Source organism: Chryseobacterium sp. POE27 (assembly GCF_039727685.1).
Classification (GTDB): Bacteria; Bacteroidota; Bacteroidia; order Flavobacteriales; family Weeksellaceae; genus Chryseobacterium.
The window spans coordinates 2,327,691-2,340,385 of the sequence record NZ_CP152475.1; the positions used below are offsets into that span (position 1 = coordinate 2,327,691).

Consider the following 12,695-nt stretch of genomic DNA (forward strand, 5'->3'; position numbering starts at 1 on the left):
AATTTTACAGTTTGTAAATTAAAGGCAAAATTAATTAAAATGCAAGAGTCTCAAATAAACATTTCTGTTTTTTTTGACAACGAAATTTTAATACGATTTCGATATTATAATTATTTTCTCTTTTTTTGGCAATAATCCCTAATTTTAACGTTTACGTTAAAAAGTTAAAAAATATAAGCCTCCATTTTTTTTAATTTGCCAATGTTAATTTTTATTTAAATTACTATGTTCACTATTCTGTGAGGCACCACAATGATTTTTTTCGGTGTTTTACCTTCCAGAAAATGCTGCACTTTTTCGTCCTGAAGTACCATATCTTCTACTTCTTTTGCTGAAAGCTGTGCCGATAATGCCAACTTATGTTTTGTTTTTCCGTTGATGCTGATAGGATATTCAATCTCGTCCTCTACCAGATAATCTTCGTTCAGAACCGGGAACTTTTCAAACTCAATAGAAGCTGTATGACCAAGCAGACTCCAAAGCTCTTCACAGATGTGTGGCGCATAAGGAGAAATGATAACGGCCAATGGTTCCAAAATATTGCGTTTGTTGCATTTTATTTTTTGCAATTCGTTTACCGCGATCATAAATGATGATACAGACGTATTGAAAGAGAAATTTTCAATATCATAAACGACCTTCTTTATTAAGGTATGTAATACTTTATATTCTGCTTTTGTCGGCTCTTCATCTGACACTTCAAAAACTTCGCCATTGAAATATAAATTCCAGAATTTTTTAAGGAAACCATAAACTCCGCTCAGTCCTTGTGTATTCCAAGGCTTGGATTGTTCCAGTGGCCCGAGGAACATTTCATACAATCTCAATCCGTCTGCTCCGTATTCATTACAGATATCGTCTGGGTTTACGACATTGTATTTTGATTTGGACATTTTTTCTACTTCACGATCGGTGATGTATTTTCCGTCTTCCAAAATAAATTCTGCATCTGCATAGTCCGGCCTCCATGATTTGAAAGCTTCTGTATCTAATTCATCGGAAGTTCCTTTTAACAAAGATATATCTACCGGAACTTTTTGAACAGGAGTTATTAATAATAATTTCTCCTCATTTAAATCCCTATTTTGTTCTATAGATAAGTAACTTTTGGAAATATTTATTAATTCACTCTCATCCCCAGAAATTGCTTTCAGGTAAGTATTTTTAGGAATCAAAATTATTTTTCTATCAATAATTACATCCTTAGTTTCTTTTTCGATCAATGAGAAAAAGACAAAATGAACAAAAGCACTCATCCCCAAAATCATCCCCTGGTTGATCAACTTCTGGAAAGGTTCATTATGACTGATATATCCTCTATCCTTTAAAAACATATTCCAGAAACGGGAATACAATAAGTGACCTGTCGCGTGCTCGCTTCCTCCGATATAAAGGTCAACTTGTCCCCAATAATCTGCCAGATCTTTTTTAACAAAAACATTCTCGTCATGCGGATCCATGTATCGTAAGAAATACCATGAACTTCCCGCCCAGCCCGGCATCGTGGATAATTCTAAAGGGAAAATTGTTTTTTCATCAATCAAATTGGTATCAACTACTTTTTGATTTACTTCATCCCAGGCAAAAGTCTTGGCATTTCCTAATGGTGGATCTCCGTCTTCTGTAGGTAAATATTTTTCAACTTCAGGAAGTTCCAGAGGTAATGCCGAAGTTGGCAAGGTGTAAGGCATTCCATCCTTATAATATATAGGAACCGGCTCGCCCCAGTATCTCTGTCTGGAGAAAATCGCATCACGTTGTCTGTAATTGGTCGTTCCATGACCAATTCCTCTTTTTTCGATCGCAGAAATAATCAGCGCTTTTGCTTCATCATATTTCAAACCGTTTAAAAAATCTGAGTTTACACAAACGGAATCTTTAGAATCAAAAGATTTTTCCTGGATATCTTCGTCGGTTTCTACAACCTTTTTTATTTCTAAATTAAATTTCTTTGCAAATCTGTGGTCACGTTCATCATGAGCAGGAACGGCCATAACAGCGCCTGTTCCATATCCCATCAACACATAATCTGAAATATAGACTGGCATTTTTTCATTGCTGAACGGATTAATCGCATAACTTCCCGTAAAAGCTCCCGAAACATTTTTCACATCCGCCATACGGTCTCTCTCCGTTTTTTTGGAGGTTTCTTCGATGTAACTGTCTACCTCAGCTTTCTGTTCCGGAGTGGTAATTGTTTCCACTAAAGGATTTTCCGGTGCCAATACCATGAACGTTGCTCCGAAAATCGTATCAGGTCTTGTGGTGAAAACTTCAATCCTCTCCCTAAATCCCTCTCCCGAGGAGAGGGACTTTTCAGATTCTGAAAATTGTTGTTTATTTTCTTCTAATTTTCGCTTTATTTCTTCTAAAACACCCTCTATATTATTAAGAACTTCTTCATTAGAGAATCGCAAAACGTCATAGCCAAAGGAGTTAAGATATTGCGTTCTTAAATTATCGTATTCAACCTGTTCTTTTTCAGAATGATAACCTCCGTCTACTTCAATTACCAATTTATTTTCAAGACTAACAAAATCAACAATGTAGTCTTTTATTAAATGTTGCCTTCTAAATTTACTTTCGAGCTTTCTATTCCTAAGCATTTGCCAAAGCGTATCTTCTCCCTCCGTTGCTTCATGGCGCATATTTTTGGCATGCTGTAACAAGACTTTAGAATTTTGACCTCCTGTCAAATAACCCGGTTTTTTATTTTCCAAGCTGTCAGCTCCCTCTCCTTTGGAGAGGGTTGGGGTGAGGATTTCAAAACTCACCTGAGCGCCCTGAGATTTCCCGATCCAGTATTCCTGGGAATCTTTCAATGGCTGCGGCCAGTCAAGAGTTTTTAATCCCTGAAGTAATCTTTCTGAATACGCGGAAATCCTCATGCTCCACTGCATCATTTTCTTTTGAAAAACAGGAAAACCTCCTCTTTCGGATTTGCCGTCCTTAACCTCATCGTTTGCCAATACGGTTCCCAAAGCAGGACACCAGTTTACGGTAGTTTCCGCTCTGTAGGCCAATCGATAGTTTAGAAGAATATCTTCTTTATCAATTTCAGAAGCTTCTTTCCATTCTTCTGCTGTGAAATGTAATTCGTCATTTTGATTGGCATTTAAATCTTTTGTGCCTTTCGTTTCAAAATGCCTGATCAAAGTGGAAATAGATTCCGCTTTGTCTGTATCTTTATTATACCACGAATGGAACAATTCAATGAAAATCCATTGGGTCCATTTATAATAAGAAGGATCAGAAGTTCTTACTTCACGACTCCAGTCGAAAGAGAAACCTATTTTTCTAAGCTGCTCTTCATATCTTGTAATATTCTGCTCTGTGGTAACGGCAGGATGCTGACCTGTCTGGATCGCATATTGCTCAGCAGGAAGCCCGAAGCTGTCGTAGCCTACCGGATGAAGCACATTGAAGCCCTGATGTCTTTTGTATCTTGCATAAATATCTGATGCAATATATCCCAGAGGATGCCCTACGTGAAGCCCGGCTCCCGATGGATACGGAAACATGTCGAGAACATAAAATTTAGGTTTGTCTGTGCTGTCGGAAGTTTTATAGGTTTGATTGTCTTCCCAGTATTTCTGCCACTTTTTTTCTATCTGCTGATGATCGTAAAACACTTTTTATATTTAGATATTAGATGTTAGACTTCGATATATTTAGATTAAATTTCTTTTAACTCTAAAAAATCAAGATTCACAAAAATAATGATTTTAATAGAAATAGAATTTAATTTAAAATTAAATATATCAAAACAAAAATCCCATCCGGAGATGAGATCTTAAATTTTTAATGAGGAAAAGCTCTCTATTATTGAGGGATTCTTCTTAGAGTATAAGTTGTAGATTGGTATTCAGTAGGGTCTGAAGTATCTTCAATTTTAATGTTTAAAGTTGTGTCATTAAGAGTAACAACACTTCCCTTGTCTGCTTCAACGATTCCCTGATATTTTATCTGAATAGCCTTACTATCTTTGTCATACGTAAAGGTAAAGTTTCTGTCGAAAGTCGGCTGGCATGTTCCTGGTGACGTCCCATCGCCGTTATCCGTTCTTTTTCCTGAACCTCCTGCTACAAACACCCATCTTGATGTTTTCTGACAGTCGGTATCAAAAGAAATTCCGTCCGAAACAGGATCTTCTCCTATCGCAACAGTGGTAACAACTTTTTTTATGGGTTGCCATGTTCCTACAATAGGATATTCTATTGTATTATCGTCGTCGTTATTACATCCTGTCGCTACGAATAATGATAGACCTGCAAAGAGTAATGCTAATTTCTTCATGTATCAAATTTTTCAAGGGCTAAAATTATAATTTTTTTGAATTATTTAATAATTTTTTGCAAGAAATTATTATAAACTTGCATATTTTCAATAATATCAAGCTGTTTGAGCAGTATAATAATAGTTTTTAGCAAAATATTAAGGTTGAGATTCATATATATTCTTCGAAAAAAACTATTTTTGTACAAAACAAATACAAATGTGTGACATAACGAAAAATAATTTTGATTTCCTCCGTGTTCTCCTTGCCTTTATTGTATTTTTAGGTCATCTGGGAACTTTAAGCGCCTCCGATGAGCTTAAAATCTTAAAATATAGTCCCATAGAAATCGCAGTTTTTGGCTTCTTTGTGATAAGCGGTTTTCTCATCGCAAGAAGCTATGAAAGATCGTCCAGCCTGAAAAGTTATTTAAGCAAAAGAATCAGAAGAATTGTTCCCGCCTATTTGTTGGTTATATTTCTTTGTGCAATCTTATTGAGTCTTGTAAGCACTTATTCTTTCACAGAATATTTCAGCAATTCGCAGGTTTATAAATATCTTTTCTGGAATTCTTTATTTTTGAATTTTAAAGCACCCTGGCTTCCTGGAGTTTTTGGAAATCAGGCAGTGAATGGCGCGTTATGGACCCTGAAAATAGAAATATCTTATTATTTCTGTCTTCCATTGCTTTTTTTATTGTTCGGGAAAAATAATAAATACCGGAACATCAGTCTTGTCATACTTTATTTTCTTTCTCTTACTTATCTTAATTATTTTGAATCAGCAGATAAGATTTCAGCAGCCAAACAGCTTCCCGGGACTTTATCTTATTTTATTCCGGGAATGCTGATTTACTTTAATTTTGATCAATTTATTAAGAACAAAAACACACTTTTTATCATTGCCGTGACGACTGTCTGGATAGATATGATATGTAACATCACATTATTCTCGCCTGTTATGATCGGCATTATCGTTCTGTATATCGCTTATTCTTTTAAGTTTTTAAATAATTTCGGAAAATACGGAGATTTCACTTATGGGATTTATATTTTTCATTTTCCTATCATCCGGGTTTTTACCACATTGGGCCTTTTCCGGGATTATAATCCTTACTTAATGGCCTTTATATGTATGATTATTGTCGTATCGGTAGGGATATGTTCATGGCATTTTTATGAGAAAAAATTTTTATAACATCAGTACAAATGAAAGAACTTGTTTCCATTATTACCCCCTCATACAATTCCGCAGAATTCATTGAGGAAACCATACATTCTGTCTTTAGCCAGACTTACGAAAACTGGGAATGGCTGATTACAGATGATCTTTCCAAGGATAATACCGTTGAGATCCTACAGAAATATACGGATCCGAGAATAAAACTTCAGGTTCTGGAACAGAACGGTGGTGCCGGAAACGCACGAAATAAAAGTCTCGAAAGAGCCAAAGGACGATACATTGCCTTTCTTGATTCCGATGATCTGTGGCATCCTGAATATCTTGAAACCATGATTAATTATATGAAGGAGAATAATGCAGAACTTGTTTATTGCAATTATTCAAGATGCAGCGAATACACCATGGAACCCGTTCTTAAAGATTTTGAAGCAGATACCATCGTTACTTTTTCAAATTTACTGAAAACATGCAGACTAGCTCCGGTTTCCACGATGTATGATACGAAAAGAACCGGCAAATTTTTCTTCCCGGTAAAAAGCAAACGTGAAGACCACGTCATGTGGCTGAATCTTTTAAAAGAAATCCCGAAAGGATATCCTCTGCAACAAACTCTCGCCAAATACAGAATGCGTGAAAACAGTGTTTCGAGGAAGAAAAAGAATATCATTAAAGATCAATATTTAGTCTATAAAGATTTCATGGGATTTTCTACAATCAAATCTTTGTATTATACAGCAAACTGGGCAGTCAACGGATTTTTAAAATATTCGAAATTTTTTAATTAATTTTAAAAAATGGAATATTCAAAAGATTTTAAGGCTGCTATCAGTAATTTTTCTTCCGTAGAAAAAGATCGTCTGATTTTCAGATTATTAAAAAAAGATAAGCTTTTATCCAAAAAATTATACTTCGAACTCATTGATCCTGAGACTACTGACAATAAACGCGATGCGATGGAAGAAATCGTCGCCGAAAAAGTTTTACTTGCCTCAAAGTACATCAGCAATCAAAAGTATTTCCTGAGCATCATAAGAAAAATTAGCGCTGAAATCACGGAACACGTGAAAATCACGACCGATAAATTCGGAGAGGTTTCGCTGAATCTTCTGCTTATTAACAAAATTCTTGACTATAATGAAGACCTCAGCCGGTTAAGATTTGATAATGTTTACAAACTTTATCTTTATATCATCAATAAAACTGTAAAATCTTTGCTCCTGACTAAAAAACTGGACGCAGATTACTGGATGGAAATTGATGAACATCTCGACGAATTGCATGGAAAAATTCTCCAAAACAATTATCTATCAAAACTTTTCATCAATAACGGAATAGATTTCAACTGGCTTACGAGTGATAAAATTCCGGAGAACTTTGATCTTATTATTAAAGAAATAAAAAGTCAGGGATTTTTAAGATAAGATTTTGTTGATAATCAAAGCTGTTGAGTTGGGTTTTTCAGCGACAAATTTCTTTGCATTTGCTGACATCACGCGAAGCGTTTCTTCGTTATTAATAAGAAACATTACAAAATCTGCGGCCAAACCGGTGTTTTCAAAAGACTTCCCTCCATCGGCGGAGATCAGCTCATCGGCTTCGGGATTTTTACGGTAATGATTTCCAAAAATTACGGGAACACCAAAAGTAGCTGCCTCCAGAATATTATGTAGCCCGGCATCGTGAAATCCGCCCCCTACAACAGCAATATCTGCATAAGAATATAATTTCGAAAGCAAGCCGATACTGTCTATAATTAAAACCCTTGACCGGAAATCCGGCATCGACTCTTTAATTTTACTGTATAAAATGGCATCAGGAAAAATCTGCTTTAAATGCTGAACTCTTTTTAGATCATGCGGAGCCAGAATGAGTTTTGCGTAAGGACTTACCTGAAAAATTTCTTCAGCAATTTTTTCTTCTGCCTGCCAGGAACTTCCAAAAACTACCGCTTTATCACGACCAATAAAATCTGTGATAAATTCAATATGATTATCCTGATTCTGAAGCTGTTTTACACGGTCAAACCTTGTATCTCCGGTCACGGAAGATTTTGTAAGACCTACGCTTTTTGCCAGCGCATACGACATATCCGTCTGATGAAAAAACCAATCGATATTTTTCTGCAATTCCGCTACAAACCATTTGCCGTATGAGGTAAAGAATGACTGTGCTTCATAAAAAAGCGCAGAAATCACATATGTTTTTGTTCCTTTTTGTTTCAGAACTTCCAAAAGATTATACCAGTAATCATATTTTACCGTAAAAAATAGATCAACATTAATTTCAGACACAAATTCTTTTACATGAGATTTTTTGTCGAAAGGAAGATAGCAGATGACATCCGCAATATTTTTTTTCTGATCACGTTTTCATATCCTGATGGCGAAAAGAAGGTTATAAGGATTTTATGGTCTGATAATCTTCCCTTTAACTGTTCCAGAACCGGTAATCCCTGTTCATATTCACCAAGACTTGCTGCGTGCATCCAGATCACTTTATCAGATTTTGAAAATCCGGATTTTATTTTTTGTAAAGATTCTTTTCTCCCCTGAATTCCCATTTTTGCTTTATCATTAAATAAAGAAAAAACCTTCATCCCGAAGATCAGCAGATTGATAAATATATTGTAGAAAAAAAGCCATTTAACTGAAGATGTAATAATTAATTATATCATTTAAAAATACCCACAAAAATGAATAAAACAACTAAACTTCCAATGACAGAAAAAAGAGATGTCGACAGTGCAACTTTCGGCTTTGCACTTTCATCGAAGGAATATCTGAACATATAATCCTGACTATTCAAAAAAATCAATGAGATTAAAAGAAACAGCCATCTTAAAAAAGTTTCCATAATTAGAAATTGAGCGTGTTCATTTTCTTCGGTAATTTGTACCGGAAAATTGGCAGATTCAGGACTTCTGATAATAAATGCAAATAAAAAATATAAAGCCGATAAAACGACAGGCATTAAAAATGCATATTTCTTACTTCCGAAGCTATCTGCTTTGCCCTCAAAATCAAAATGAACAGGAATTGTGTCGGGTAAAGTCTTATAATGTTTTACAGTAAACCACCATAAAAACAACAGCAATCCAAAATTAAAAAAAATCAAAAATCAGTAGAAAGATATTTTCCATTTCATATCATTTTAATTTAAATAATACTTTTTATAACTCTCAGTTTATGAGTATGCTTATTGATTTCTTTGTTAAAAATTCCGGTAGAATCCAGCGTATCGATTCGTACTTTCCCGGAAGCGTGAATGATTTTCTGGTTGTCCAGCATAATCCCGACATGAATGATTTTCCCTTCAGGATTTTCGAAAAATGCAAGATCACCGGGTTGACTTTCTTCGACAAATGTTAATGATTCTCCTACCTCAACCTGCTGCGAAGTATCCCGTGGTAATTTTATATTGTGAACTTTGTACACAAGCTGGGTAAATCCGGAACAGTCTACCGCAAAAAAAGCTTTTGCCACCCCATAAATAGGGAACATTCAGAAATTCTTTGGCTGTTAAAGCGATACTTTCCCGCACATCATGACTTCTTCTCGACGCCACCACAGGAAACTCAACTTCGGAGCCCATGGAAAGTAAAGTTTTTCCGTCATGCATCAGAACGGAAGAAAAATCTTCAGTCACCACCGTTACTTTACGATTAGCCAGTTCTTCATCTGTCACAGGTTTCAGCTGTTTTGTATCCATCCATCCTTCATAGCCGTCGTAGTGCATTTTTATTCTGGTCCAGTTTTTATTCACTTCAAGAATATCAGCGCTTTCACCAAAAAGTATTTCCGTGACAATTTCCGCTTTGTCAAAACTTTCTGCACGAACGGGTGCTACCGTAACAATACAAATTCCTTTATTCATTTGTTTTCATTAAAAGATTGAATGATTTAAAGATTAAAAAATTAGAGACTGCTTAATCCTTTAAGAATTTAATTTTTAAATCTTTTAATTTTATTTTCTTCTCAGAAAATTAACTCCGTCCCGCAAAGGTAAAATAAGATTTTCAAAATCATCGTCCTTTGCAATTAAATCATTTAATTCCTTGATCACCTGTGTAGACTTCTGCTTCGGGTTTTCTTCCAATACTTTACCATACCAGAGTACATTATCAAACATAACGACAGATCCGGATTTCGTCCGTGGCTTAATCAGTCTGAAATATTCTGCGTAATTCTCTTTGTCAGCATCAATAAAGATAAGATCAAAGAATTCGTCGGTTTCTTTTAAAAATTCTTTAGCGTCCTGCAGTTTGAAATTTATCTGAGAAGAAAATCCGCTTTCCGAAAAATATTTTCTTGGAAGATATGCGAGATCTTCATTGACATCAAGAGTAGTAATTTTACCGTTTTCACCCAGACCGGAAGCCAGACAAAGCGTTGCATATCCTGTAAAAGTTCCGATTTCAAGGATGTTTTTTGGCTGTAACATTTTTGAGATGATCGTTAATAATCTTCCTTGCTGGTAGCCGGAAATCATATGAGGCTGCGTTGTTTTCTGGTAAGTTTCCCTTCTTAATTTTTTCAGGATTTCAGGCTCCGAGGAAGCGTGCGTTTCCAGGTATCGGTCCATTTCGGGATTCTTTTCTTCAAAAAAGCTCATTCTACAAATTTTGTTGATTCAAATTTACTTAAATATAAACAAAAAGTATAAAGAATCTTTAAACATTCGGCATCGTAAATATCCCCGGAAAATTACCGTGAAAACACGGATGTTGTACCTTTTGAATTAGCTGTACATTTGGATCAGGGTAAAAACACTAACTAAAATGGATGCAGGAGCAAAACAAATTAACCAAGAGAGCATCAGAAAAGAATTGCCAAAGAGTAAGACCGATTCTGTAAAAAAAACTAAACCGGAAACATCCAATTCATTTTTGCAGCGAATTATTTCATTATTGAAAAAAGAAGAATTAATTTGATTGAAAAAAAAATCCCGAAGTTGCTTCGGGATTTTTATTGATTGAATGTTGTTGTAATTATTTCTTAGGCGCGATGTCCATTAGCTTCATGAATTCATCAAGTTTAGGCATGATGATGATTTCCGTTCTTCTGTTTTCAGCTCTTCCGGAAACACTCATATTGGTTGCTTTAGGATTGTATTCAGAACGTCCTCCGGCGGTGATTCTTGCAGGATCAACCCCGAATTGACTCTGTAAAACCTTAGCAACAGCAGTACCTCTCAAGGCAGAAAGATCCCAGTTGTCTTTAGGAAGGTTTGGAGAATTTAAAGGCGCATTATCCGTATTCCCTTCGATCAATACAGAATATTTATCGTAGTCATTGATTACTTTAGCAACCTTTCCTAGTACTTCCTGTGCCGCAGGCAATACATTATAGTCACCGGTTTTGTATAACATTTTGTCGGAAAGCGATATCATTACCACGCCCTTCAAAACTTTCACCTGAACATCGCTGTCTGCTACGTTATCCAAAGATCTTTTAAGCTTGTTCGATAAAGCTAAATTCAAGCTGTCATTTTTAGCATTATTTGAAATCAATTGCTTGATGTAAGAGTTTGAAGAATTGATCTCGCCAACCAGCTTATCAATATTGGCAGAGCTTTTTCCTGTATTGGAAAGACATGCATCCAATGAAGATTTCAAAGCATCATGCTGGCTTTTTAATAAGCCATTTTCGCTTGCCAAAGCAGAGTTCTGAGATTTCAGATCCTGAATTTCCCTCTGTCTTTCACCCACGTTTTCAATACATTGCTTGTAATTTGAACTCAGTGCATCATACTGTTTTTTGCTGATACAAGATGTCATTCCCAACACCATTGCAGATACTGCTAAGATTTTAAAAATTTTCATAAATAATCATTTTTAGACGACCAAAGGTAGCAAAATTCATTTTAATTATATCGATTATCTTTGCACAAAGAAATTCTCAGCATACATGTTGAAAGCCTCCGACTTTAAAAATCAATTAGAGAACCTCGTTCGGTATTCTGCGATGAAGACTTACCTTCTGGCGGTAAGTGGTGGTGTAGATTCTATGGTTTTAGCGCATTGTTTTAATGATTTGAGATTACAATTTCAGGTAGCCCACATTAATTATAAACTGCGTGGAAAAGACTCTGATCTGGATCAGAAAGTTGTACAGGATTTTTGTAAAAAAAACAATATTAAATTTCATTTATATGAAGTTTCCGGTAAGGACAAAAAACCTGAAAATTCCATCCAGCTGTGGGCAAGGGAATTGAGGTATCATTTTTTTAGCCAAATTCAGGAAAAGGAAAATCTGGATTTTTTAGTTACCGCTCATCATCTGAACGATCAGCTGGAAACTTTTATCATCAATCTTTCAAAAGCAGCCGGAATAAACGGTTTAAGCGGAATTCCAGCTAACGAAAACAATATTCTACGCCCGCTATTACCTTATACAAAAGAGGAGATTTATACTTTTGCGAAGGAAAATCATATTGAATACCGCGAAGATCTTTCCAATCAAAAAAATGATTATTTAAGGAATAAAATACGCCATGAGATCGTTCCTAAATTATTAGAGACGAATGACCATTTCCTTGAAAACTTCAAAAAAAAGCTCATTGTATTTAAACCAGACAAAAGATTTTGTACAGCAACAGATTCAGGAAATTGAAAACCGCCTTACCATATTTAACCCCTACCACAAAATTTTATCAAAAGAGCAGCTTGGTTTGGAAAGTGATTTCGTGAAATTTGAAATATTGAAAAAATACGGCTTTAATCAGGAAGAGGAAATTCCGAAAATTTTTAAAGCTGAAAACGGCAGTTCATTTTTTTCCAAAGAATATCAGTTGATGGTAAATTATGACGAATTGGTTTTTACGGAAATAAAGACGGAAGCTGGAAAATCTGAAACAAACGATCCCGAAGAGATTCTTTTAATTGAAAAATTTGACTTTTCCAAAAAACAAATCACACTTAATCTCGAAAATATAAGAGGAATTGAGGGAATCAATAATGAATTCGAATGGGAGTTTGACGCCGAAAAACTAAGATTTCCACTACGACTGAGAAGGCAAAAAGAAGGAGACGAGTTTTATCCCATAGGATTTTCAGGAAAAAAGAAAGTTTCTAAGTTTTTTAGGGACGAAAAAATATCTATTTTAGCAAGGCAAAAAATCTGGCTTCTTACCGACAGTAAAAATTCCGTACTCGGAGTGATTCCTTACAGACAAGACCGGAGAAATGCAGGAAATGAGAAGTCCGGATACGTTCTCAAAATTTTTAATAAGAAGTAAA

The 12,695-nt window shown here is 35.3% G+C and carries 9 protein-coding genes and 2 pseudogenes; 5 read left to right on the forward strand and 6 right to left on the reverse strand.

What is annotated here, in order from left to right; genetic code table 11:
• Positions 1 to 215 precede the first annotated feature (215 nt).
• Both AAHI02_RS11015 and AAHI02_RS11020 read right to left on the reverse strand, forming a co-directional pair.
• Positions 216 to 3,632: a DUF559 domain-containing protein gene (locus AAHI02_RS11015; RefSeq protein WP_346983289.1), complete on the reverse strand. Its 3,417-nt coding sequence runs from the start codon at positions 3,630 to 3,632 to the stop codon at positions 216 to 218.
• Positions 3,633 to 3,822: 190 nt separating this feature from the next.
• Positions 3,823 to 4,296: a lipocalin family protein gene (locus AAHI02_RS11020; RefSeq protein ID WP_346983290.1), complete on the reverse strand. Its 474-nt coding sequence runs from the start codon at positions 4,294 to 4,296 to the stop codon at positions 3,823 to 3,825.
• 199 nt (positions 4,297 to 4,495) lie between these two features.
• On the opposite strand from AAHI02_RS11020, the gene AAHI02_RS11025 reads away from it, so the two are divergent.
• The 3 genes from AAHI02_RS11025 to AAHI02_RS11035 are packed head-to-tail and all read left to right on the forward strand — an operon-like array spanning position 4,496 to position 6,879.
• Entirely contained in the window at positions 4,496 to 5,473 is a 978-nt protein-coding gene (locus AAHI02_RS11025; RefSeq protein ID WP_346983291.1) for an acyltransferase, read from the forward strand.
• 11 nt (positions 5,474 to 5,484) lie between these two features.
• Positions 5,485 to 6,243: a glycosyltransferase family 2 protein gene (locus AAHI02_RS11030; RefSeq protein ID WP_346983292.1), complete on the forward strand. Its 759-nt coding sequence runs from the start codon at positions 5,485 to 5,487 to the stop codon at positions 6,241 to 6,243.
• A 9-nt stretch (positions 6,244 to 6,252) separates the two neighbouring features.
• Positions 6,253 to 6,879 (forward strand): deoxyuridine 5'-triphosphate nucleotidohydrolase, encoded by a 627-nt coding sequence (locus AAHI02_RS11035; RefSeq protein ID WP_346983293.1) that lies wholly within the window; start codon positions 6,253 to 6,255, stop codon positions 6,877 to 6,879.
• On the opposite strand, the pseudogene AAHI02_RS11040 reads toward AAHI02_RS11035, so the two are convergent.
• From AAHI02_RS11040 to AAHI02_RS11055, 4 genes and pseudogenes are all read right to left on the reverse strand, one after another.
• Positions 6,871 to 8,054: pseudogene (locus AAHI02_RS11040) on the reverse strand (glycosyltransferase N-terminal domain-containing protein). The gene AAHI02_RS11035 and the pseudogene AAHI02_RS11040 overlap by 9 nt on opposite strands.
• A 559-nt stretch (positions 8,055 to 8,613) precedes the next feature.
• Positions 8,614 to 9,331: pseudogene (locus AAHI02_RS11045) on the reverse strand (C40 family peptidase).
• Positions 9,332 to 9,421: 90 nt separating this feature from the next.
• A complete protein-coding gene (locus AAHI02_RS11050; RefSeq protein WP_346983294.1) occupies positions 9,422 to 10,069 on the reverse strand; it encodes an O-methyltransferase in 648 nt (215 codons plus the stop codon).
• A 376-nt stretch (positions 10,070 to 10,445) separates the two neighbouring features.
• Positions 10,446 to 11,279 (reverse strand): OmpA family protein, encoded by an 834-nt coding sequence (locus AAHI02_RS11055; protein ID WP_346983295.1) that lies wholly within the window; start codon positions 11,277 to 11,279, stop codon positions 10,446 to 10,448.
• Positions 11,280 to 11,364: 85 nt separating this feature from the next.
• On the opposite strand from AAHI02_RS11055, the gene tilS (AAHI02_RS11060) reads away from it, so the two are divergent.
• Together tilS (AAHI02_RS11060) and tilS (AAHI02_RS11065) are read left to right on the forward strand one after the other, a co-directional pair.
• Positions 11,365 to 12,069, forward strand: coding sequence for a tRNA lysidine(34) synthetase TilS (gene tilS, locus AAHI02_RS11060; protein WP_346983296.1), 705 nt, complete (start codon positions 11,365 to 11,367; stop codon positions 12,067 to 12,069).
• On the forward strand, positions 11,981 to 12,694 hold the full coding sequence (gene tilS / locus AAHI02_RS11065; RefSeq protein ID WP_346983297.1) for a tRNA lysidine(34) synthetase TilS: 714 nt from the start codon (positions 11,981 to 11,983) through the stop codon (positions 12,692 to 12,694). The genes tilS (AAHI02_RS11060) and tilS (AAHI02_RS11065) overlap by 89 nt, the downstream gene beginning before the upstream one ends.
• Position 12,695 lies beyond the last annotated feature (1 nt).

Bases quoted from the DNA above. Each gene is read 5' to 3' on its own strand.
- AAHI02_RS11020 (WP_346983290.1), bottom strand. From the start codon at position 4,296: ATGAAGAAATTAGCATTACTCTTTGCAGGTCTATCATTATTCGTAGCG.
- AAHI02_RS11025 (WP_346983291.1), top strand. From the start codon at position 4,496: ATGTGTGACATAACGAAAAATAATTTTGATTTCCTCCGTGTTCTCCTT.
- AAHI02_RS11030 (WP_346983292.1), top strand. From the start codon at position 5,485: ATGAAAGAACTTGTTTCCATTATTACCCCCTCATACAATTCCGCAGAA.
- AAHI02_RS11035 (WP_346983293.1), top strand. From the start codon at position 6,253: ATGGAATATTCAAAAGATTTTAAGGCTGCTATCAGTAATTTTTCTTCC.
- AAHI02_RS11050 (WP_346983294.1), bottom strand. From the start codon at position 10,069: ATGAGCTTTTTTGAAGAAAAGAATCCCGAAATGGACCGATACCTGGAA.
- AAHI02_RS11055 (WP_346983295.1), bottom strand. From the start codon at position 11,279: ATGAAAATTTTTAAAATCTTAGCAGTATCTGCAATGGTGTTGGGAATG.
- tilS (WP_346983296.1), top strand. From the start codon at position 11,365: ATGTTGAAAGCCTCCGACTTTAAAAATCAATTAGAGAACCTCGTTCGG.
- tilS (WP_346983297.1), top strand. From the start codon at position 11,981: ATGACCATTTCCTTGAAAACTTCAAAAAAAAGCTCATTGTATTTAAAC.